This window comes from Micromonospora pisi (genome assembly GCF_003633685.1).
GTDB lineage: Bacteria > Actinomycetota > Actinomycetes > Mycobacteriales > Micromonosporaceae > Micromonospora_G > Micromonospora_G pisi.
Genome location: NZ_RBKT01000001.1, coordinates 4,733,164 through 4,755,064, shown reverse-complemented (window position 1 = coordinate 4,755,064; position 21,901 = coordinate 4,733,164). Strand labels below are relative to the sequence as shown.

Below are 21,901 nucleotides of genomic sequence, written 5' to 3'. Positions count from 1 at the left end.
CCCTGCGGTCAGCGGGTCGCCGGGCCGCCGTCGGCATCGGTCGTCGGCGGGTTGGTCGGGACCGGGCCGGCCGGCGACACCGGGGCCTCGGACGCCTCGTCCTCGCCGGAGAGCGCGGCCCGCAACCGCTGCTTCTCCGCCTGACGCCGCTGCACCGCACCGGCCACCTGCTCGGCCATCTGGTCGCGCCAGGTCCGGAGCAGGAAGAAGGAGGCCGCCGCCGAGAAGACCACGGCCAGCATGAGCTTCAGGAAGATGTTCATGGGGACCGGCAGCAGCGCCGCCGCGACGACCAGGAACAGCCCTATCCGGCCCAGCGTGTACTTCACCGCGGGACTCACGATTCCGTCTCCGATCAACCTGTCCGGCGGTCGAGCCACCGGACCCCGAAATACCAGATCAGCGTATATACCAGCGCGAACCCGCCAGCCGCCGCCGCGCCCGAGACCAGGGGCGGCAGCCCGGCGGCCAATCCTGCGGCGAGCAGCCCGGTGGTGAGGCCGACGACGGCGGCCACCAGCGCCGCCACGAGCCGGGCCGGACCCGGACCCCAGGCCCGGTACTCCTCCAGGAAGAGCCAGGCCGGCAGGATCACCGCCAGCCAACCGTTGGTACGGCCGAAGTCCGCCAGGCCGATCGACTCGAACGCCCAGTCGAAGACAAGCAGCGCCAGCACCCCGATGACCAGACCGGCCAACACCACGCCGACCAGATCGGCCAGGCCGGTGACCCGTCCGCTCTCGTCCCGCCGGGGAAAACTGCTCTGCGCTTCACTCATGACCCGTCGAGGGTACGTCAGACCGCCGCCCGGGCCCCCGGCGCGGCGATGCGGCTCACCCGGCCCGGTGGCCGCATCTACGCGACATGGTCCGATCTACCCGACGCGGCGCCATCGACGCCGCATCGCCAGGCCGATGGCAAACGCCGGCAGGACGAGCAGACCCCAGGGATACGAGTACGTGTGCGCGTAGAAAACCGCTGGCTGGTCAGCGCCGAGCAGTTCGCCACGGACCGCGTACCGGCCCCAGGTCGGCGCCCCGAAGGTGACCGGCAGATCGAAGGTGCGGCGCTGTCCCGGCTCCAGCAGCTCGATCCCGGGTGCCGGGACGATCACATCGGTCCGGCCGGGTCGGCCGCTGGTCAGCCTGAGCCGGGGCTCCGCCACGGGTGCCTGGCCCGGGTTGCTCAGGGTCACGGTGACCGTCCGGTGTGCCGGGCCGCCGAAGATCGACGCCCAGGACGATCCGGACGCGGCGACCCGTACGCCGGTCGCGGCGAGCGCGGTCGGCACCCGGCCGGCGGGCGGGGCGGGCTGCACCGGTACACCCCTGACCACCACCGGGACGGTGACCGTGGCACCGCTGAGGACCGGCCGTACCCGCACCACGCACGGGCAGCCGCTCGGTGGCATGGACAAGGTCAACGCCACCGAGCCCGATCCGTCGGCCCGGACGGCGGCGGTCGCCCCGGTGCCCACCGCGCAGTCGATCGAACCCCGATGCGCCCCGTTCCCGCAGAGCTCCACCAGCACGGTGCCGGGCGCCCAGCCGGCGAGCCGTACCGCCAGTTCCTCCCCGAGCGCGACCTCGGTCTGATCGACGGCGACCACCGGCTCAGCCCGCGCCCCGGCGGTCGCCCCGCCGGCCAGCCCCAGGACGAGGATGGCACCGACGGTGACCGCGAACCGGGCGGCCAGCGCCGGCCTAGACACGGACCTCGACGGCCGTGCTGTCGTCACTGGCGTCCGCCGCCGTGCCGTCCCCGGGCGCTGCCGTACGTTCCCGACGCCGCGACCACCGCCACAGCAACAACGCGCCCACCACCGTCAACAGGTAGAGCAGCGTCCAAGGCGGCGCGAGCACCGACTCGGTACGGATCGTCTCGGGCAGCGCGCCATCGCTGGTCGTCGGCCTGACCACCACCGAACCGTTGACCAGACCGGCCGGCACCACGCCGTCGAGCCGCCGGGTCAGGGCGACCTCGCCGCCCGGCAGTAACTCCGGCAGGTCGATCTGTGCAGCACCGGCGAGCGGGATGCCGAGCAGACCGGTGGCACGGAGCCGTACGACGCCGTCGACCCGGACGTTGCCGGTGTTCCGTACCCGGTAGGTGATCGTCATCGGTCCTCGACCCAACGGCAGCACCGGGTTGTCGTAGGTCACCTGCACCGACTCGACCTCGGCGGTTGCGATGATCGGACCGGCCACCCGCAGGTAGACACGGGCAGCGACCCGCCGGTCCACGTTGACCTGCTGTCCCTCGGCGTCGACCCGCTGCTCGCTGACCGACGCGATCACGCCAGCGGCGTGGTCACCGGGGGTCGCGTTGCTCGGCACAGTCAGCCGGAACGGAACGATGACCCGCTGACCGGGACGAATGGTGTGGGGCTTGCCGTCGAAACCGACCCAGCTACCCGCGTCCCGCGCCGGCTGGCTCGCCGGCAGCAGTGCGAACGCGCCGTCGGTCGCGGTGAACGCGTCGGTGGCGTACACCGTGAAGACCAGGGACCTGGCCGACAGGTTGGTGATCGCCACGTGGTCGTCGATCTGCTGCCCGGCGGCCACGTCGTAGACAAACTGGGTACGGCCGGCGGGCCCGTTCGCGTCGGAGGGTTGCACCGCCCACCGGAACTCGTCCTCCGGCGCGGCACGTGCCGGCGAGGGCGGCAGCACCCCGGCCAAGGCGGTCACGGCGGCGACGAGGAGCAGGACGGCGGCACGGGCGCGGGGGATGCGAGCTGCGGTCATGAGAGCCACTCCGGGGTCCAGATACGGGTGTGCGGTGGTGGTACCGCGAGCGGACCGCTCGCCGTACCACCACCGTGGTGCGTTCGGTCGGCGGATCGGTGGCCACCCCCGCAGAGGGCGGCCACCGTCCCACCGAACGGGGTCGGCTGACCTGGGTTGAACGGACCGGTCGGGTCAGACCAGCGTGAGGGTCAGGGTGGCGGTGTAGCTGCCCGGCACCGCGGTGTCCGGAATCCCGAGGGTCAGCCCGGCGCCGCACTCGAAGACGCCAGCGCTACCCCCCTGGGCGGCGCTGCACAACGTGCGCGCGTCGCCCAGGCCGGCGCCCGGGTTCGCCGGCGCGCCGGCCGCGACCGAACCGGAGCCCTGGCCGACCTTGGTCGCGCTCGGGGTCCAGCCGAGCTGGTTGGCCGGGATGGAGGCGCCGGCCGGCCCGGTGAAGTTCTCCACCTGGCCGGTCAGGTTCCACCCGCCGTTGGTGCCGCGCAGGTCGGTCACCGTGGCCTTGTTCAGCGCACCGGTCGCCGTACCGCCGACCAGGCCACCGGAGAGGGCAACCGCGCCACCGGCCACCCCGAGCGAGAACGCGCCCGGCGCCACGTCCGCGGTGATCTCCTGCTCGGCGCCGAGGCCACCCGGAACGGTGACCTGGACGCTGACCGGAGCCGAGGTGGACGGCTGGAAGTCCGCCGCGACCGTCGGGGTGAAGACAGCGGTCAGCGAGTTGAAGCCCGCGGCCAGGGTGTTGATGGTGATGCTCGCCGTGCCGTTGACCACCGGCGCGGTACCCACCGCGACGGCGCCACGGCGGAACTCGACCGAGCCGGCCGCGGCGGTCGGCGCCACGGTCGCGGTCAGGGTCACGTCCGTGCCCTGCTGCACCGAACCGGCCGGGCTGACCGCGAGCGTGGTGGTGGTCGGGGTGGCCGGCTGGACCACACCCTTGACCTGCCAGTTGCCGTTGTTGACCGTGATGGTGGTCTGGAACCGGTCCGGGTGCTTGCCGCTGCTCACCCCGAAGCACTCGACGTACACGTCGTAGTCGCCGTTGGCAACGGCCGTGACGGCGAGGCCCTGGGCCAGGCTGCGGCTGATCTGGCCACCGGAGAACGTGACCGGAGCGGTGTCGTAGCCGCCGGCCCCGAGCGCGACGCCGAGCAGGCCACCGGTGGCGGACCCGGCCGGGCCGACCCGCAGGCCGACGTTCTGCCCGTAACCGGCCGGGCAGGCCGAGGAGGTGGTCACGCTGGTGAATGCCGGGGCGGCGGTGGCGCTGCCGCTGGCCGGGTTGAGAGTCAGGGTGCCCAGCGGTGCCGCCTGTGCCGGCGCCGCGATACCAACCAGACCAACCGTCGACAGGGCGGCCGCGCCGAACAGCGCGACAACCCGGCCGAGACGGGACGTGGATGCCTTCATGGATCACTTCCTTCAGGAGAAGTGGTGGTGCGGCAGGCCCGTTGCCTGTTGGTGCCCGAAGACCGGCCGCGACTTCGATCAGGCTGCACACGGGCTGTGACCCCGCGTGCAGGCCAACGCCTACGCCAGACATGCATAAAGCGAATTGCGGGTTACGCCGTTACTGGCGCGGGATCGACAATCTAAAGAATCAGACAGATATCCGGCGTGAACGACAGACGTCAGACCCACCCGTACCTGGGATTTCACTCATTCGATGGCTCGCCGACCGGTGGCTGGCCGTCACCCGGTCGGCGTTCTCGGCTAACCGAACCGTCCGTGCACATAATCGGACGTACGAGGGTCCTGCGGGCGCTCGAACATCGCCTCGGTCGGACCGTGCTCCACAATGGCTCCCGGCGTTCCGTGTTCCGCGAGAAAGAACGCGCACTGGTGGGAGACCCGCGCCGCCTGCTGCATGTTGTGCGTGACAATGACGATCGTCACCTCCGCGACCAACTCCGCGATCGTCTCCTCGATCCGACGAGTGGAGGTCGGGTCCAGCGCCGAACAGGGTTCGTCCATCAACAACACCCGTGGCCGGATGGCCAACGACCGGGCGATGCACAACCGCTGCTGCTGCCCACCGGAGAGCGCCCCGCCGGGGGCGCGGAGCCGGTCCCGTACCTCCTTCCACAGCCCGGCCTTGGTCAGGCACTCCTCGACCAGGTCGTCGCGGGTAGCCCGGCTGGCCCGCACCCCGGTCAGTTTCAGACCGGCCAGCGTGTTGTCGTAGATGGACATCGCCGGAAAGGGATTGGGTTTCTGGAACACCATCCCGACCTGACGCCGGGCGTCGGTGATTCGCCGCGCGGACGCGTACAGGTCCTCGCCGTCGAGCAGCACCTCACCGGCGAGCGAGGCGCTCGGGATCAGCTCGTGCATCCGGTTGAGAATGCGCAGGAAGGTCGACTTGCCGCACCCGGACGGCCCGATCAGTGCGGTCACCTCCCCCGCGTTCATGGTCAGGGAGACCCGGTCCAGCACCTTGTGCTCTCCGAACCAGGCGGAGATCGATCGCGCCTGGAGCGTGCCGAGGTCGGGCGACGCGGCAGCCGGCGCCGACGACGACGGCGGCACCTGGTGGTCGACGGAAGTCGTCATGTCAGTACCTCACAGAAACGAGCGGTGGACGTCACAACAGGTTCGGCAGCAGTCGCATGATCTGGTCGGCGGTGACCATCCCGAGCCCCCCGACGACGGGAAACCCGACCACCCACGCCTGCGGGACACCCCATCTGACCCGGGCCCAGGCAATCCCGATCACAGCCGCGAGCAACGCCTGCGTCAGCAGCACCAGCCCGATCCAGGCGCCCTGGTCCGAGGCGAGCGCCCGCTCCGCGGGAAGCAGCGCCGCCTCACCCCGGCCGAGCACCCGCTTCGGGATCGGCTGTGCCGGGGAGGTCAGATCCGCGTCGACCCGGACCAGTTCCCGGGGCATGAACGGCCTGCCGGCCACGGTCAGCAGGGTTAGCCGGCCGGCACCGGGGGTCAGCGCCGGCGGAGCCGGATCGCCCGGCCGCCGCACCCCACGGACCACGTACGTGTGCACGCCCTGTCCGGTGGTCACGGTCAACTGGTCGCCGGGGGAGAGCAGGGCTATCCGGCCGAACGGGCCGCCGTACGTCGCCTGCCGCCCCATGATCACGCTGGTGCCCGCCTGGCCCGGCAGCACCGTGTCCCGGCGATGTCCCGGCCCGGCCATCAGCACGCCGGCCTCCGTTCCCTCGACCACGACCTGCCGCTCGCCGAGTGCCGGAATCCGCAGTACCGCGACCGAAGTGCCCGGCCGCAACAACCGCCCCTGGTCGTCGGTCTGCCCGACCGGAGCGGTCGCCTCGGCCAGGTCCGCCCGGAAGTCGGCGTACGCGAGTTGTTGGGCCCGGGCGTAGCGCACCTGGGAGAGCAGCACGACGTGCGCCACGAACCCGAGCAGGATCACCGCGAGGATGGTCAACGCCGTACCGGGCAGGTAGAGCCCGATCCGCTCGGTCCGCGGCGGCGCGGGTCGGGCAGCTCCGCTCTCGCGCGGCTCGGTGCTGGTGGTCATCCGGTCCGGCCCCACTAATCGCGCCACTGCGGCAGCCCGCTGGGGACGACCTGGTCGCGACGCCGCCGCGCGGCCAGCAACAGTCCGCTGCCGCCGCCGACCAGCGCTGCCCCGCTGCCGACAATCAGCATCAGCGGCATGCCGGTGACCGGGAGGTTGCCCCCGCTGGCTGTGGGCGTCGGGCTCGGACTGTCGGTCGGGGTCGGACTGTTCGTCGGGGTCGAACTCTCGGTCGGGGTCGGACTGTTCGTCGGGGTCGGACTGTTCGTCGTCGTCGGCGTCGGACTGGTGGTCCGGGTCGGCGTGGTCGTCGGGGTCGGACTGTTCGTCTGGCCCGGGGTGACGGTGTAGGCGACCGGATCCGAAGTCGACACCTCGTACGTGGGGTCGAGCGGGGTGAACCTGCCGACGAGCGAATAGCTGGCTGCGGGAAGGGTGTCGATCGTCACGACGCCGACACCGTTGACCACGTTGCCACTGGTGAGCGAGGCGGTGCCGTTCAGCAGCTGGAACTGCCCGCCGAGCGTGGCGGGAGTGACGTTCAGGGTGGCGGTGATCCGGGTTCCCGCGGGTGCGGAGTTTGCCGGCGACATCACCAGCGCGGTTGTCGTCGGCGTCTTGGTCGGCGTCGGCGACGGCGTCGCGGTCGGGGTGGGCACCCCACCACCGCCCTTGAGCTCCCAACTGCCGCCGGTCACCGTGATGGTGGTCTGGAACCGGTCCGGGTGCTTGCCGCTGCTCACCCCGAAGCACTCGACGTACACGTCGTAGTCGCCGTCGGCGACAGCCGTGACGGCGAGGCCCTGGGCCAGGCTGCGGCTGATCTGGCCACCGGAGAACGTGACCGGAGCGGTGTCGTAGCCGCCGGCCCCGAGCGCGGCGCCGAGCAGGCCACCGGTGGCGGATCCGGCCGGGCCGACCCGCAGGCCGACGTTCTGCCCGTAACCGGCCGGGCAGGCCGAGGAGGTGGTCGCGCTGACGAGCATCGGAGCGGTGGTGGTGCTGCCGGTCAGCGCGGTCAACGTCAGGGTGCCGAGCGGTGCCGCCTGGGCTGTGCCAGCCGTGCCGAGGATGGCCGCCGCCGCACTGGCGGTCACCATCAGCAGTACGGCGGCCGCAAACTGCGGGAACCTGGACTTTCGCACGATCATGTCCTTATCTGTCGGTGGACTGCGGTGGCTCTCGAACGGGTCAGGACCGGTCGTTCCATGTCGCCGCGCCGGCTGAACCGGTCGCGGCAGCGCGGCGACGACGGGCGACCAGCAGCGCTACGGCGGCGACGGCGACGGCGAGCCCACCGATCAGCAACACGGACGGAGCAAGGCTCGGGTCGTCGTCTCCTCCTCCGGCCACCCGCGACGGGCTGACCGGGGCAGCCGCGGCCGGGGTGGGCTCGATGGTCGGGGCAACCTCGACGGTCGGGCCGGGCCCGGCAGAGGGACTGTTCGGGGCGGTGGTCGAGGGCGGCTCCAGCGCCGGAACGGGCGTCGACGGACCGGCCGGAGCGGGACCACCGGTCCTGATCTGCCAGCGGTCGCCGGCGACGCTGATCGTGGTCTGGAACCGCTCCGGGTGCCGGCCGGTGGTGAGCCCGAAACACTCGACGTACACGTCGTAGTCGCCGTCCTCGGCGGTCTCGACCCCGAGCGCCTGCGTCAGGGTACGGATGGTGGCCGGAAACGTCACCGGGTTCGCGTCGTACCCCCCGGCGTTCTGGGGGGCGAGAAGCAGGCCACCGGTGCCGCCGGCCGGACCGATCCGCAGCCCGACGTTCCGCCCGTAGCCGGCCGGGCACGGCGCCGCCGTGGTGACGCTGGTGAACAGTGGGTTGGCGGTCGTGCTGCCGCTGGTCGGGCCGAGGGTCAGTGGGCCGAGCGGCGCCGCCCGGGCCGAGCGGCCGAGCCCAACCGGGCCGGCCAGCGCGGGCCCGGTGGTGCCGGCCGTGGCGGTGGCGGGTGTGCTGGTCAGCAGGAGCGCGGCCAGCAGTACGGCCGCTACGGCGACGGGAAGTCTGGACTCACGCACGAGCCGCGTCCTTTTCTCTGAGCGGGTTGCGCCGAGATGGGGTGGTACGGCCACCGCCGCCAAACCGGGAACGGCTTGGCGGCGTGGACGGGTGGCCGGCTACGGGTCGGTTGCGACACGTTCCGGCCGGGTCCGGATCAGATCGGCCGGACGATCAACCGATGACGATGTAGCAGATCGCCGAGACCGAAGGCTTGAACAGCCGCGGGTCATCGGGGGTGAACTTCGCCTTGACCTGGAGCAGCCCGTTGGGCAGCGCGCGGGTCTTCAGCACCGACTTGCCGTCGACGACCGGAGCGGTCCCGACGGAAATGCCGTCCACCAGGTATTCGACCGTGCCGGCGGCGCCTCGCGACACGTCCGCCGTCAGCGTGACCTGCTGCCCCTCGAAGGCGAAGAGCCAGGGCTTGGCCTGCAGGTTGGTGGTGGTGGCCACGGCCGCCTTCACCTGCCAGTTGCTGCCGGAAACGGTGACGAGGGTGGAGAACGTCTTCGGGTGGGTGCCGACCGGCACACCCGCGCAGTTGATGACGACCTCGTAGTCCCCGTCGGCGGGGGTCGCGCCGAGCGCGGTGGTCAGCGACCGGGCGGCCGGCAGGGTGATCGACCCGACGCTGTCGTAGTCGCCGGCGCCGCCGATGGGCCCGAGCAGCCGGGACTGCCCACCCACCGGACCGACCCGGAGCGACGCGTTCTGGCCGTACCCGGCGGGGCAGCCGGCGGAGGTGGTGGCATTCGCCACGAACGGCGTGTCGCTGACAGTGCCACTGGTCTGGCTGAGGGTGAGGGTGCCGAGGATCGGGCTCTCGGCCTGCGCCGCGCCGGCGAATCCGGTCAGAGCGGCGAAGGTGAGCGCGGCGGACGCGACCAGCACGCCCATCCGACGGGTGAGGTTGTACATGAACCACTTCCTTTTCTCGCGGGTGCGAAGCCAGAGGACCTGCGGTGTCATGGGCGAACCGGGGACCGGTCGCGGATGCGGTCCGGTCCCCGGGTCGTGGTGCGCGTTCAGTCGGCCGGCCCGAGGATCAGGAGTCGGCCTTCAGCAGGGTCGAGCCACAGGGCAGCTCCAGCAGGTTCGAGCTGGAACCGGTACGGAAACCGAAGCCGTACGCCTTGATGACGTCGTCCTCGTTGCAGACGGACGAGGTCGGACCGGCGAAGGTGTTCGAGAGCAGCGAACCCGTGACCAGGTCGGCGGTGGGTACGACGTTGTACACGTCGCGGCGGATCGGGAAGTTGATGTTCAGGGAGCCGTCGACGTTGCGCGGCGCGACGGCGTCCATCGAGAGCAGCTTCGACGGACCCCGACGGTTGGCGATGTCGATCGCGTGTCCGCCGACAACCTGCCCGGTGTTGCCCTGGGCGATCCACTGACCGACCGAGAACGGCAGCAGGTACTCCTCGTGGCCGGCCAGGACGTTGCCGTCGTGCTCCTGGACGGTGTTGCCCAGGTCCTGCAGACACGGGTAGAAGCCGGCGGCGATGTCCTGCTCGGCGACACCCATCTTCTGCAGCCAGAACTGCCGGGTGCCCGAGCCGGACTGGATCAGCAGCGGGACGACCGGCTCACCGGCGATGTCGTCGTCGAAGCACTGGTAGATCCGCTGGGCCTGGATGGAGGTGATGTTCGACGGCAGGAAGCTGTTCTCGTTGACCGCCACGGTCACCGCGTCCACGCCGAACGGGATGTAGGTGTAGAGGCCGGTGGTCTGCGGGACCGCGTTGGGGTAGCTGGACGAGCGGGCGAAATCAACGCAGTCGTACGTGGCGTTGGTGCTGCTCTGCGCGTTACGCAGCGCCGTCCGGCCAGCGCCGGAGCCGTTCGGCCGGGTCTGGGTGCAGTCCCCGTTCGGGCCCGACGCCTTGGTCTTGATGGTCGTCGTCGCGCCGGCCGGCGGCCGGGCGTCCCAGGAGGCGATCGTGCTGCCGCCGCCGACCACCTTGCCGAGGTGGTTCAGCACGTCCTGCGTGGTGTCCGACCCGACACCGGCAAGCTGGCGGTAGTCGGTGGCCGGGACCGGGTCGGCCGAGGCCGGGACGGCCACGGCGGTGAGCATGAGGGCGGCGGCCACACCGACGCCCATCGTGCTCGCGAGAGCCCTTACCTTCATTTGTTCTCCCCTTCTGAGAGAGACAAAAACGGTTAGCCCATTTCCGGTGATCAATGAGCTGGAAGCAAGTCTTTCTCACCCGTCCCGTCGGTCGATACTGCTGTTTCGCAAACGTTTCGTGCGCTACTTATCGCCAACGTTTAGGCCGAATGAACAGGATTGGCCACGGAGCGTCACATCAATCGAGGAACACATCAGGAATGAGGGACGGCTAGATTCGGCGGCGCCCGGACAGCCGGAGCAGCACCGGGCCGGCGGCACCGCCGAGAAGTCCGAGCGCGAGCGCGGCGACCAACGCGTACTGGCCCACCAGGCCGAGCGGCCCCCCCGGGGTGGTCTGACTGACCGCGGTGGCCGGTGGCACCGGCGCCGGGGTACGGGTCGGGCCGGGTGTCACCGGTGGCAGCCCCGCGTTGGGGGTGCCGGTGGAGGTGCTGGTGCTGGCCGGGGTCGTCGACAAGGTGGTCGGGGTGGTCGTTTCCGGCTCCGTCGGCTCGACCGACGGGGTCGGGCTGGGGGCCGGCCCGCGTTCGATCGCGTTCGCGGCCGACATCGTCTGCTGGCGCAACTTGTTGGGTAGCGGGACGTAGCCCCGGGGCAGTTCGCCCCGGCGGACGCCCTCGGTCTGACCGGCCCCGGCGGCATATCGCAGGAATTGCGCGTAGTCATCACGCGCCGCCTGATCCTGATTGCTGATATTGACCGCGGCATAGTTCACCATCGTGAGCGGATAGGCGCCGGGTGCCTTTTTCGTCGGGTCGATCATCAGGACATCGTCATCGGCCTCACTCGGCACCATGGCGTCGACCGCGGCCAGCATGCCTTCCCGGGTCGGCGCCACGAACTCCTGGTTCTGGTTGGTCAGGCTCGCCGCGTAGAGACCGTAACGGGCGGCCGACGCGGCGTCGGTGATCGACATGGCCCCCCGGAATCCGACCGGCCGGAGAGCACTACCGGCGACATAGTCCGGCGGTGTCCGGTTCGCGTCCCAGACCGTCTTCGACTTCGGGTCGGCACGTCGCGTCTGGAGCGCCGCCTCTTCCATGCTGCCGAGGTAGGGACGGAGGTGACCGGTTCCGAAGGGCTTGTCCTCCGGAGCGCCGGCACCGACGACCTCCGTGGCGTCGGCCTTGGGGAAGGTGTCGAGCGGCACGCCGGTGTTGAGCACATCGCGGTAGTAGCTGTTGACCACCATTCCGTGCTCGTCCGGCTCACCGGCCAGCCACTTCCGCGCCGTGGCATCGGCCAGAATCCACTTCCACACCTCGCGGTAGGCGGCCGAGTTGCCCTGCGCGACCATCAGTCCGGAGCGCAGCGCGGCGACGCGGGTGAACTGTACGAACACCGGGTTCAGCGACCGCAGTTCCGGGTCCTGGAAGAGGTCACGGGGGTTGTTCCGGACATGTTCGCTAACGGCGCCACCCGGTACGTCCGAGGAGTACGACTGGGTGAGCAGCTTCGCCACCAACCGGGGCGTCAGCTTCAGCTCGCGCAGCGCGCTCGCCCTCAGTTTCAGTACGTCCGGCGGCGCGCTGGCATCGACCTCCACGTCGATGTTGAAGGCGATCACCGCCCCGGAGAGCACGACCGGGGCGTGCAGCACTTCCGGCCCGCCCGGGAGGGGCACCGCGGGCTCGGCGGTGAAACCCATACCTGGGGCGCCCGGTACGGGGCTGAGCACCTGCCGTACCGCGTCCTCGTCGCTGGCGGCGGAGTAGCCGAAGGTCGCGCCGCCGTCCGCGCAGAGCGCTGGCTGCCAGGACCGGACCGCGTCGGCGACCAGATCCGACCCGACGGTGAGCCGCTCCTCGGCCCCCAGCTCGCAGCCGCCACCGAGCGACTCGAACTGCAACGGAATGACGATCCGGTCCCGGAACGTCGACGCCTGCAGCGGGCTGTCCACCAGCGCGCAGCCCGCACACAAGGGGTTCCCGTCCATGTCGTGATCGCCCCGTGGAACCACCACCAGCGAGCAGGGCCGTGGCGTCTGGCCGCCACCGGGGGCCGGCTGGGGTGCCCCGCAGCCCAGATAGGGCTGCGTGATCGCGTTCTGCACCTCGAAGACGACCCGGCCGGTGCCGTCGGCGGCCGTGAATCCCTGGTAGATCTCGTTGGTGTTGTCCGCCCGGAAGTAGTCGGAGAGCAGGGCACCGAGGTTGCAGCCCGCGTCGCATTCCGCCCCGTCCGACGACCGTTCGCCGGTCACCGCCAGGAACGGAATGATCTTGGCGTCCGGCGACAGGACCGTCTCCAGCGGATCGGGTACGAGCAACTTGGGGATACGGTTGACCGCCCCACCGGGACGACCGAATCCCTGCACGCAGGTCTCCCGGAAGTCGGCCGCCGCCGGGTCGGGTCCCCAACACTGCATGATCTGTAGATAGTTGGCGACCATCTGGACGGCGTCCCTCATCACCGTCGGCTTGCCACCGGTCCAACTGACCGAGATGCCCTGGCTGGTGAGGTTCCTGGTCTGCGAGACCGTCACCCGGAGGTCGGAGAAGTCGTCGCCGTACACGCCGTCCGCCCGGCCGCTCACGGTCACCGCCGAGTCGGTCGGCGCGTCCACCCCGCCGGACGGCTGCTGCGCCCCGGCCGGGTACTGCGGTGCCACCATCGCGGCTCCGGCCAGCGGCACGACCACCACCAGGGCCAGGGCCAGGCGCCAGCCCCGTAGCGGCTCGCGACCCGATCGCCGGACCATCGCCGTCATCGCGGGCTCCGCTGGTCGGTCCCGTTCCGGCCGGCCAGCCGGCGGGTGAACAGCGGCGGCGCGAGCAGCAGCCCGGCGAGCAACACCCCGGCCAGCAGCATCATGGTGTGCCGCAGCGCCCAGCCGCCCTGACCGTCGAGCGAGACCGGGGTGGCCACCACGAACTCGTCGTTGCCCCCACCGCCGGGGTTACCGAGAGACTCGCCGGTGTCGGGGTCCACCGCGACCGGGCCGGCGCTGGCCACTCCGGTCGGCGTGGCCCCGCCGGTGGCGTTGTTGCCGCCGGCAGCGGGATTGTTGCCGCCACCGGCGGGATTGTTGCTGTTCCCACCGACGGGATTGCTGTTCCGGGTCTCCTGGGTCGCGCCGCCGGTGCCGGTCACACACTGCGTACCGCTGGACTTCGCGTCGCAACTCGGCGGCTGCGCCGCGTTGCGTGCCAGGGTGTTGGTGCCGTCCCGGGAGAACGTCGGATTGTTGCAGTTCTCAATTTTGATGTCCTGTTTCTCCACCCCGTCGATCCGTGCGACCTGGTCGAAAGCGGCGGTCACCAGGTTGATCGGCAGCGGCGAATAGCCGAGCACCTCGGCCTGTTGCTGGCCCTGGCAGAGGAAGTAATAGGCGAACCGGCCAAGGGTGTAGCCCTTGTTCTTGGTGAAACCAAGAACGCTCTCCGAGACCGGCAGGACCATGTAGGAGTACGACGACAGCGGATAGGTCCGCGCATCAGCGCCGCGGTAGACGTTGTCGAGATTCTGGGTGAGGTCGCCGTTGATCGTCGCGCCGAGCAGGCCGACCGCGACATTGGCCGCCTTCGGCTCGATGTAGTAACCCGCGCGGTTGAGCACCTTCGCCACCGGAAACCGGTTCTCCAACGCGTACGAGTACTCGACATAGGTGATCGCGCCCTCGCCGTACCCCTGCGCCACGTAGCCGGCGACCCCGACGGACTGCGCCTGGGCGACGAAGCCCCGACCGGGAATCGTCGGGTAGTAGGAGGTGATCCCGCACGGCGTGGCCCGGCCGGCGGCCCGGCAGTAGTCGTTCCACAGGCCGCCGTGCTCCTTGCTCATCCAGAGCGTGAACTGGGCCGTGGTGCCCGAACCGTCGGAGCGGACCACCGGCACGATCTTGCGGCTGGGCAGGGCCAGTCCCGGGTTGTCCGCTTTGATCTCCGGGTGGCTCCAGTTGGTGATCACACCGGTGAAGATCTTGGTAATCACCGGTCCGGACAGCCGCAGGTTCGTCACCTGTCGGCCACCGATCTTCAGGTTGTACATGAAGGACGTGCCACCGGCGACGATCGGCATGTACGCGAACTTGCGGTTCGGCGGGGCATCGTCGGCGTTCGGCGTGGCCGGGTCGTCGATCCCGTACGGAATCTCGGACACGGCGAAGTCGACGGTGCCGTTCTTGAACTGGTTACGCCCGTCGGTCGAACCCGTACCGGCGTAGTTGATCGTCATGTTGTACTGGGTGACGTTGCGCCGCCAGGCGTCGACCGCATTCTGGCTCCAGGTCGAGCCGGCGCCACTGATCGGCACCAGGATGGGCGCGGCCGCCTGGGCCGCCCCGCCGGCGAGCACGGTGGCGGCCACCAGGCCGAGGGCCAGCACCCCGGCGGCCAGGCGGAACAGCCGCCGACTGACGGCGGACATCCGGAGATTCGTACGTTCAGGCATCTCGTTCCTCGCGATGGTCGGCGGGATCGACTTCCGGCTCGCGATGGCGGTCCGGAAGGGCGGGGGATGTCATGGCCTCGGTGGCGGGCGGCGTCGCCGACTGCCGCTCCAGGAAGCGGCGCTTGTCGCGTTCCGACTGGGCGACCCGGCGCCGCGCCTGGCGCCGGGTGAGTTGACCGGGACCCCGGCCACCGATGGTCCGGGCCACGATGAAGAGCACGAGCACCAGCACCATCAGGGTGGCCGCGGTCCCGAAGCCACGCGCGATCATGGTCGGCTGCGGCGACTTGACGAATTCGAATGTCTGTAGCGGCAGTGAGATCTGCCAGCCGGAGAAGGGGTTCGCGTTCATCCCCGCGTTCACCCCGGCGGTCAGCAGTACGGGCGAGGTCTCACCGACGCCACGGGCGGTACCGAGGATCACCGCGGTGGCCAGGCCCGAGCGCGCGGTGGGCAGCACCACGTGCCAGACCGTGCGCCATTGGGAGGCGCCCAGCGCCAACGACGCCTCGCGCAGCGAGCCGGGCACCAGCCGGATCACCACATCGGACGCCCGGATGACGATCGGCAACATCATCACGGTGATCGCCAGGGACGCGGCGAAGCCGGACTTGCCGAACCCGATCATCAGTACGACCGTCGCGTAGATGAACAGGCCCGCGACGATGGACGGCAGCGCCGTCATCGCCTCGACGATCGTACGGACGAACCGGCTGAACGCGCCCGGCAGTTCGCCGAGGAAGACCGCGCAGAGCACCCCGAGTGGCACGGTGATGGCCAGCGCGATCCCGATCTGCTCCAGGGTGCCGACGATCGCGTGCCAGATACCGCCGACGCTCAATGGCTCCAGCGGGCCCGCCAGCCGCATGTCCTGGACAAAGAAGTTGAGGTGGACCAGCGCCGCCCGTCCCCGGAACAGGGTGAAGAGCACCACCACGACCAGGCCGAGCAGGAGCAGGAATCCGAGGCTGTGCACGACCGCCGCGGCCATCCGGTCGCGGACCGCCGGACCGTCCTCGTCGAAGCTGACCAGCAGGGCGTAGATGCCGACGAACGAAAGCCAGGCGAAGACGACGAAGCCCAGCAACCCGTCGAACGGAGCCAACTGGGTGAATACGATCATGGTGAAGGCGAGCGCGGCGAGGGCGGCGCCGGCTGCCGCGAACCGGTCGCTGCGCCGGCTGGTTCCGGTCGACCGCCGTTCCTCGAGCCGCTCGGGCTCCGGGCCTTGAGCCGGTACGGTCGTCGCCGGCTGAGCCAGGTCCGGAGAATGGCCGGTATCGAGCTCGTCGGCGAGGTGTACGGTCTGCGGCACGAACTCGTCGCGTACCGTCTCGGCGAGCTGCCTGTTAGTCATCACCGCTCCTCACGCCTCGCTCGCCGCGCCGGACCTGGATCGCGCCACGATGCTGGAAGCGATGAAGTTGACCACCAAGGTCATCAGGAAGAGTGCGAGTCCAGCGGCCATCAACGCGGAGATGCCCATCGGTGTCGCGTCGCCGTAGCGGAGCGCGATCAGCGCGGCCACCGAACTGCCGCCGTTCTGCACGATGTTGGGCTGGATCGCGAAGACCATGGAGATGACGAGGTAGACGCCGATCGTCTCGCCCAGCGCCCGACCCAGGCCGAGCATCGTCCCACCGATCATGCCGCCCTTGCCGAACGGCAGCACGACCGAGCGGATCATCCCCCATCTGGTGGCCCCGAGGGCGTACGCGCCCTCCCGCTCACCGGCCGGCGCCTGGGCGAAGACCTCGCGCATGATCGAGCAGATGATGGGGGCGACCATCATCGCCACCACGATCCCGGCGATGAAGGTGGACGAGGTGTAGACCGAGTCGGTGGCCAACGGGTCCCTCGGGTCCACCCCGTCCACCCGGAACAGCGGGATCCAGCCGAAGTAGGTCGAGATCCACCGGGACAGCCCGAGCACGTTGCCCTGTAGCAGGAAGAGCCCCCACAGGCCGTAGACCACACTCGGCACGGCAGCCATCAGGTCGACCAGACTCACCAGGGTCTGTTTCATCCGGCGCGGTGCGTACTCGGAGATGTACAACGCGGCACCGATTGCCAGTGGTACCGCGATGACAATCGCGACCAGGGCGATGAGCAGGGTACCGACGAGCACCGCGGCGATGCCGAACCGGCCGGACTCCGGCTCCCACCGCTGCTCGCTCAGGAACGACCAGCCGGCGAATTCGATCGCGTCCAATGCGCGGTAGGCCAGGAAGACGCCGACCAGCGCCATGATGGCGAGCACGAGCAGCCCACCGGACCGGGCCACAGCGCGGAAGACCAGATCCGCCGGGCCGGGTCGGTCAACGGTCCGCCGAGGAACGTCCGGCGACTCCTCCGGTGCCGACGGCAACGTGGTACCCGCTGCGGCGCTCGGCGCCATCAGATCGCCGCCCTGGTTCCGTTGTCCGGGCCGTAGGGCCGGCGCAGGGCGGACGACCTGAACACGGTCCGTACGTCACCGCCCAGCCGTTGTCCTTTGCGGACCGCCCGAGTCCCGTCGACCACGTCGGCCTGTGGTACGGCGGCCAGGAACCTCTCCAGGTTGTAGCTGCACTCTCGGGCGCGCAGGTAGGACCGGCTGGAGACAGCGACCGTCTCACCGTCGAGTTCCAGCCGCCACACCCACTGGCCGGTCAACTCGTCGGCCAGGGCCATCGCGTCGGCCCGGCGGTGCTCGTCCCGCAGGCGTACGACCGCCGCGCGACACTCGGCGTACGTCCCGTAGCCCTCCTCACCGCGACCCAGCTGCCGATTGTTGGGCGAGACGAGCATCCACAACACCTCCTCGGCAGCCTCGTCCACCTGGCCGCCCGATTTCGCCGGCATGGATAGGAAGACGAAACGCGATTGCTGCACCAGTTCCTCCCGTCGAGCGTGGAACGCGCATGCGTGGGCCTCGCTGTCGGGGCGACCACCGCGATCAGGCTGCGCACGCACCGTGACCGGGCGCAAAGCCAAATGCTCACGCCAGACATGCACGGGGTGAACATCAGTTCACTCGGGGTGATCAAATAGGGCGTACCTTTGCATTGGAAAGATAAGGCGCAGTAGCTCCATTTATCGTCACCCAGGTAAATGCATCGATAGCATCTCGGATTCGGTCATTGACCCGTTGCCCCGATCATGAATGTCGATGTCCGATTCGCCGCGCAGATGCCCGCTGGTCAGCCACTCGCCGCTCTAAACGGACATTGGAGGCCGGTGTAAACGGCGATACCGCATCCACGTACGGGCGGCCCTGGCCCGCCGCGCAGGTCTGCCCCGGCCGCTCGGCCGGGGGGTTGACCGGGGCGGCTACCGGCTGGGTTCGGCGGACGACGGCCCAGCGCTCGATCGGCCCGGCCGGGTTTTCCTAGGCGGTCCGACGCTCCGCGGCGGCCCGCAGGCTGAGCCCCACCGCCACCAGGAAGGCGGCGGCGCCGAGGAGCAGCATCAGCGGCATCCCGGTTCGGGGCAGGACGCCTCCGGAACCGTTGCCGAGCGGTGCCGGGCTCGTCGAACTGGGCGACAGCCCCAGGCTGGCGGATGCGCTGGGAGTGGCGGACCCGGTCGGGCTGGTGGACGTGCTCGGACTGGTCGACGCGGTCGGAGTGGGACTGGTCGAGCCGGTCGGGGTGGTGGACGGGCTGGGACCGGTCGAGCCGGTCGGAGTGACCGATGGAGTCGGACTGCCCGACCCGGTGGGCGACGGGGGTCCGATCTCCACCGTGATGTCTACCGATCCGGGACCGCTCGGACCCGGCGCTGGTGCGGCACCCGCATATGCCGGCAGGGCGACCACGACGGCGGCCACCAATGCGGTCAGACCGCCGGCCAGTGGACGGCGGAACCTCTTGATCCGGCGTGCGGTCCCGACTCGACCACGCTCGGCAGCATCAATCATCACGGTGAATGGAAGCTACTGACGACCAGTGGCGTGACACGCACGCCAACACGCACGCCGGACATGGGGCAGGTTAAGAGCGGGCAACCCCGTCCAGGGTCAGGCCCAGACCTGCTGCGGCTCCGCCCGGCGCTGGGCCAGGGTCGGCGGGGCGTCGTACTCGCGTACCACGTTGTAACGGGTGTCCCGTTCGACCGGTTGGAACCCGGCGTCCCAGATCAGGTTGAGCAGGTCCTCACGGTGCATGGTGTTCGGGGTGCCGTACGAGTCCGCATCGTGGGTGATCTTGTATTCGACCACCGAGCCGTCCAGGTCGTCCACGCCGAAGTTCAGCGAGAGCTGGGCGACCGACAGCCCGTGCATCACCCAGAAGCACTTCACGTGCGGCACGTTGTCGAAGAGCAGCCGGGAGACCGCGAAGGTCTTGAGCGACTCGGCCGGGGACGCCATCGTGGTCCTGGCCTGGATCCGGTTACGGATCTTGCCGTCCGCCGAGTCGACGAAGTCGTGCTGGTAGCGCAGCGGGATGAAGACGGTGAAGCCCCCGGTCTCGTCCTGCAACTCACGCAGCCGCAGTACGTGGTCGACCCGGTGCCGGGGCTCCTCGATGTGGCCGTAGAGCATCGTCGACGGGGTCTTGAGCCCCTTCGAGTGCGCCAGCCGGTGGATCCGCGACCAGTCCTCCCAGTGGCAGGCGTGGTCCACGATGTGCTGCCGGACCTCCCAGTCGAAGATCTCCGCACCGCCACCGGTGAGCGACTCCAGGCCAGCGTCGATCAGCTCGTCCAGGATCTCGTCCGCCGGCAGACCGCTGATCTTCTCGAACCACTGCACCTCGGTGGCGGTGAACGCCTTCAGCTTCACCGTCGGCAGCGCCGCCTTCAGCTCGCGCAGCACCTTCGGGTAGTAACGCCAGGGCAGCGTCGGGTGCAGACCGTTGACGATGTGCAGCTCGGTGAGCTGCTCGTCCTGCATCTCCTTGGCCTTGCGGACGGCTTCCTCGATCCGCATCGTGTACGCGTCCTTCTCGCCCGGCTTGCGCTGGAAGGAGCAGTACGCGCAGGAGGCGCTGCACACGTTGGTCAGGTTCAGGTGGCGGTTGACGTTGAACATCACCCGGTCACCGTTGATCTCGGTGCGACGGTGGTGAGCCAGCCGCCCCAGCCACGCCAGATCGTCGCTGTCGTAGAGGTCCTCGCCGTCCTGCCGGCTCAGCCGCTCCCCGGCGTAGACCTTCTCTTCCAGTTCACGCTTGCGTCCGGCATCCATGGCGGGCCCGTCCTTCCCTACGATCCAGGGTCGAGCGTACGTGGCCCACCCGGGAACGCCCGGACGGCCACTGCCACAGCGACGTAGTTCACCGGACGCCCGCCGGCCATCCGACACTCAGGCTGCCGTCACCAGACTCTCAGGCTCTTGTTACCCCCGCCCCGATCGACTTCCTGGACGTGGTGAGGTAGACAAAAGTGGGACGCCGGGCACATCGCCGGACACGAGGGCCCCGGGGCGGTATAACCGGGCCCTCGATTGCTGGATGGGGAGCGGAATGGCACAGAAGACGGGCAATCGACGAGGACGACACCGCCGACCGCTGATCAGCCCGGTGCTGCGGCCGCTGGCCTGGTCCGCGCTGCTCAGCGGAGTGGTCGCGTTCGCTTTCGCCACCCCGGTCTACGCCGACCCGGCTCTGCCCACCACCGTGCCGGACACCGGCTCCCGCCCCGCGGTGGTCGGTTCCCTGCTGCTGCCCGGTGCCACCGCGCCGGCCGGTGGCACCGGCCCCACCGCCCCGCTGCCGCCGCTGCTGAACGGCCCGCTCGCCACCCAGATCCAGGCCAAGGAGACACAGCTCGCCGTACTCGGCGACGAACTGCTCCAGCTACGCCAGGACCGGGACACCGCGGCCGGCCTGCTGGTGACCGCTCAGACGCAGTGGCAGTCGGCACACGAGCAGTTGCTCAAGGCACAGCAGGCGGCTGACGTCGCCGCCGCCGAGGCGTTCAAGGAGGCCGCCGGTCTGCCGCCGGGCGCGCTCGGCTCCGACCTGGAAGGGCTGGGGGCGCTGAGCCGCCTACAGAAGGGCGCGCCGGCCGGCGCGGACAGCATCGCTCCCGCCCGTGAACTCACCCGGGCCCGAGCGGCCGAGCAGACGGCACGCGAGGGACAACTCGCCGCCGATGCCCGGGTCGCCACCGCGACCACGCTCTTCACCACCAAGGAAACCACCTTCAAGCAGCTCGAAGCCGACCTGTTGAAGTTGAAGCGGGACAACGCGGATCAGCTCGCCGCGATCGAACGCGCCCGGGAGGCCGCCGAGCAGCAGCTCGGTCCCGGTTCGCTCAACAGCGACAGCGTCGCCGGAATGGTTGCCGACCCGAGAGCGCTGCAAGCGGTGCAGTACGCGCTCGCGCAGCGGGGCGATCCGTATGTCTGGGCGGCCGAAGGACCGAACGAGTTCGACTGCTCCGGCCTGATGTGGGCGGCCTACCGCAGTGCCGGCTACCAGCTCCCCCGGGTGGCGAAGGACCAGTACTACGCGACCCGGGCCCGGGCGGTCGACCGTTACTCGCTGCTCCCCGGGGACCTGATCTTCTTCGCCTCGGGCAGCAGTTGGACCACGGTGCACCACGTCGGCATGTACATCGGTGGCGGCAAGATGGTGCACGCCCCGAACTCGGGCGACGTGGTGAAGGTCTCGACCGTCTGGTGGTCGCGTTTCTACGCCGCGACCCGGATCTACGGGGCCGTACCGGCGCCGACCACGACGCCCAACCCGACGCCGACGACCACCCGGCCCACGCCGAAGCCGACGGCCACCACACCGACCCCGAAGCCGACAGCCACCACACCGACGCCGAAGCCGACAACTCCGACTCCGACGCCGAAGCCGACAACCCCCACACCGACGCCGAAGCCCACGACCGGTTCACCCGATCCCACCACCGGCACGGGTACGCCGACAACACCGGGCACTCCGCCGACGTCGACACCGCCGAGCACGGCGCCTTCGCCGACACCGAACCCGACCACCGGCTCCACGCCGTCGGCCTCGAACAACGTGACGCCGAGCGGCACGTAGCCGCCTCCGGACCGGCCGGTCCGCGCCTGCGGCGCGCGGGCCGCTCGGCCGGACAACGGGCTCCGACTGTCCGCCCGTGCCCGGATGTGGCACGGTGAGGATCGAGGGCACTCCCGGTCCGGCGCCACCGGTCCG

Annotated in this window: 19 protein-coding genes; 1 reads left to right on the top strand and 18 read right to left on the bottom strand. The window is 70.1% G+C overall.

The window, feature by feature from the left end:
- Nucleotides 1–8: 8 nt before the first annotated feature.
- From BDK92_RS20170 to mqnE, 18 genes are all read right to left on the bottom strand, one after another.
- Nucleotides 9–341: a DUF4229 domain-containing protein gene (locus BDK92_RS20170; protein WP_121162415.1), complete on the bottom strand. Its 333-nt coding sequence runs from the start codon at nt 339–341 to the stop codon at nt 9–11.
- Between the two features lie 14 nt (nt 342–355).
- Complete coding sequence (locus BDK92_RS20165; RefSeq protein ID WP_121158122.1) at nt 356–778, bottom strand: hypothetical protein; 423 nt, start codon at nt 776–778, stop codon at nt 356–358.
- A 96-nt stretch (nt 779–874) separates the two neighbouring features.
- Nucleotides 875–1,711, bottom strand: a complete 837-nt coding sequence (locus BDK92_RS20160) for a hypothetical protein (RefSeq protein ID WP_121158121.1) — start codon at nt 1,709–1,711, stop codon at nt 875–877.
- Complete coding sequence (locus BDK92_RS20155) at nt 1,704–2,747, bottom strand: DUF916 domain-containing protein (protein WP_121158120.1); 1,044 nt, start codon at nt 2,745–2,747, stop codon at nt 1,704–1,706. The genes BDK92_RS20160 and BDK92_RS20155 overlap by 8 nt, the downstream gene beginning before the upstream one ends.
- Before the next feature lie 174 nt (nt 2,748–2,921).
- Nucleotides 2,922–4,163, bottom strand: coding sequence for an Ig-like domain repeat protein (locus BDK92_RS20150; protein ID WP_121158119.1), 1,242 nt, complete (start codon nt 4,161–4,163; stop codon nt 2,922–2,924).
- Nucleotides 4,164–4,466: 303 nt separating this feature from the next.
- Nucleotides 4,467–5,306, bottom strand: a complete 840-nt coding sequence (locus BDK92_RS20145) for a phosphate ABC transporter ATP-binding protein (RefSeq protein WP_121158118.1) — start codon at nt 5,304–5,306, stop codon at nt 4,467–4,469.
- Between the two features lie 31 nt (nt 5,307–5,337).
- On the bottom strand, nt 5,338–6,252 hold the full coding sequence (locus BDK92_RS20140) for a sortase domain-containing protein (RefSeq protein WP_147457065.1): 915 nt from the start codon (nt 6,250–6,252) through the stop codon (nt 5,338–5,340).
- 14 nt (nt 6,253–6,266) lie between these two features.
- Entirely contained in the window at nt 6,267–7,397 is a 1,131-nt protein-coding gene (locus tag BDK92_RS20135) for an Ig-like domain repeat protein (protein WP_147457064.1), read from the bottom strand.
- Between the two features lie 46 nt (nt 7,398–7,443).
- A complete protein-coding gene (locus BDK92_RS20130; protein ID WP_121158115.1) occupies nt 7,444–8,277 on the bottom strand; it encodes a hypothetical protein in 834 nt (277 codons plus the stop codon).
- A 154-nt stretch (nt 8,278–8,431) separates the two neighbouring features.
- The gene (locus BDK92_RS20125) at nt 8,432–9,178 is read right to left on the bottom strand and encodes an Ig-like domain repeat protein (protein WP_170208624.1); all 747 of its coding nucleotides are present in this window, start codon (nt 9,176–9,178) and stop codon (nt 8,432–8,434) included.
- A 127-nt stretch (nt 9,179–9,305) separates the two neighbouring features.
- Nucleotides 9,306–10,391, bottom strand: coding sequence for a substrate-binding domain-containing protein (locus BDK92_RS20120; RefSeq protein ID WP_147457063.1), 1,086 nt, complete (start codon nt 10,389–10,391; stop codon nt 9,306–9,308).
- Between the two features lie 211 nt (nt 10,392–10,602).
- Entirely contained in the window at nt 10,603–13,104 is a 2,502-nt protein-coding gene (locus tag BDK92_RS20115) for a hypothetical protein (protein WP_121158112.1), read from the bottom strand.
- Complete coding sequence (locus BDK92_RS20110; protein ID WP_121162414.1) at nt 13,101–14,762, bottom strand: phosphate ABC transporter substrate-binding protein PstS; 1,662 nt, start codon at nt 14,760–14,762, stop codon at nt 13,101–13,103. The genes BDK92_RS20115 and BDK92_RS20110 overlap by 4 nt, the downstream gene beginning before the upstream one ends.
- 16 nt (nt 14,763–14,778) lie before the next feature.
- Nucleotides 14,779–16,143, bottom strand: coding sequence for a phosphate ABC transporter permease PstA (pstA, locus tag BDK92_RS20105; RefSeq protein ID WP_121158111.1), 1,365 nt, complete (start codon nt 16,141–16,143; stop codon nt 14,779–14,781).
- A 9-nt stretch (nt 16,144–16,152) separates the two neighbouring features.
- Nucleotides 16,153–17,184 carry a phosphate ABC transporter permease subunit PstC gene (gene pstC, locus BDK92_RS20100; RefSeq protein ID WP_121158110.1) on the bottom strand — a complete coding sequence of 344 codons (1,032 nt, stop codon included), beginning with the start codon at nt 17,182–17,184 and terminating at the stop codon, nt 16,153–16,155.
- The gene (locus BDK92_RS20095) at nt 17,184–17,660 is read right to left on the bottom strand and encodes a hypothetical protein (RefSeq protein WP_147457062.1); all 477 of its coding nucleotides are present in this window, start codon (nt 17,658–17,660) and stop codon (nt 17,184–17,186) included. Before BDK92_RS20095 ends, pstC begins: the two co-directional genes overlap by 1 nt.
- Nucleotides 17,661–18,156: 496 nt before the next feature.
- Nucleotides 18,157–18,687, bottom strand: coding sequence for a hypothetical protein (locus BDK92_RS38480; RefSeq protein ID WP_147457061.1), 531 nt, complete (start codon nt 18,685–18,687; stop codon nt 18,157–18,159).
- A 99-nt stretch (nt 18,688–18,786) separates the two neighbouring features.
- A complete protein-coding gene (mqnE, locus tag BDK92_RS20085) occupies nt 18,787–19,956 on the bottom strand; it encodes an aminofutalosine synthase MqnE (RefSeq protein ID WP_121158107.1) in 1,170 nt (389 codons plus the stop codon).
- Between the two features lie 277 nt (nt 19,957–20,233).
- Between mqnE and BDK92_RS20080 the strand changes: the two genes are divergently transcribed.
- Nucleotides 20,234–21,766 carry a C40 family peptidase gene (locus tag BDK92_RS20080; RefSeq protein ID WP_121158106.1) on the top strand — a complete coding sequence of 511 codons (1,533 nt, stop codon included), beginning with the start codon at nt 20,234–20,236 and terminating at the stop codon, nt 21,764–21,766.
- Nucleotides 21,767–21,901 lie beyond the last annotated feature (135 nt).

Excerpts from the sequence above, each read along its gene's own strand:
- BDK92_RS20165 (WP_121158122.1), bottom strand. The coding sequence starts at position 778 with ATGAGTGAAGCGCAGAGCAGTTTTCCCCGGCGGGACGAGAGCGGACGG.
- BDK92_RS20155 (WP_121158120.1), bottom strand. The coding sequence starts at position 2,747 with ATGACCGCAGCTCGCATCCCCCGCGCCCGTGCCGCCGTCCTGCTCCTC.
- BDK92_RS20150 (WP_121158119.1), bottom strand. The coding sequence starts at position 4,163 with ATGAAGGCATCCACGTCCCGTCTCGGCCGGGTTGTCGCGCTGTTCGGC.
- BDK92_RS20145 (WP_121158118.1), bottom strand. The coding sequence starts at position 5,306 with ATGACGACTTCCGTCGACCACCAGGTGCCGCCGTCGTCGTCGGCGCCG.
- BDK92_RS20140 (WP_147457065.1), bottom strand. The coding sequence starts at position 6,252 with ATGACCACCAGCACCGAGCCGCGCGAGAGCGGAGCTGCCCGACCCGCG.
- BDK92_RS20125 (WP_170208624.1), bottom strand. The coding sequence starts at position 9,178 with ATGTACAACCTCACCCGTCGGATGGGCGTGCTGGTCGCGTCCGCCGCG.
- BDK92_RS20120 (WP_147457063.1), bottom strand. The coding sequence starts at position 10,391 with ATGAAGGTAAGGGCTCTCGCGAGCACGATGGGCGTCGGTGTGGCCGCC.
- BDK92_RS20115 (WP_121158112.1), bottom strand. The coding sequence starts at position 13,104 with ATGACGGCGATGGTCCGGCGATCGGGTCGCGAGCCGCTACGGGGCTGG.
- BDK92_RS20110 (WP_121162414.1), bottom strand. The coding sequence starts at position 14,762 with ATGTCCGCCGTCAGTCGGCGGCTGTTCCGCCTGGCCGCCGGGGTGCTG.
- pstA (WP_121158111.1), bottom strand. The coding sequence starts at position 16,143 with ATGACTAACAGGCAGCTCGCCGAGACGGTACGCGACGAGTTCGTGCCG.
- pstC (WP_121158110.1), bottom strand. The coding sequence starts at position 17,184 with ATGGCGCCGAGCGCCGCAGCGGGTACCACGTTGCCGTCGGCACCGGAG.
- BDK92_RS38480 (WP_147457061.1), bottom strand. The coding sequence starts at position 18,687 with ATGATTGATGCTGCCGAGCGTGGTCGAGTCGGGACCGCACGCCGGATC.
- mqnE (WP_121158107.1), bottom strand. The coding sequence starts at position 19,956 with ATGGATGCCGGACGCAAGCGTGAACTGGAAGAGAAGGTCTACGCCGGG.
- BDK92_RS20080 (WP_121158106.1), top strand. The coding sequence starts at position 20,234 with ATGGCACAGAAGACGGGCAATCGACGAGGACGACACCGCCGACCGCTG.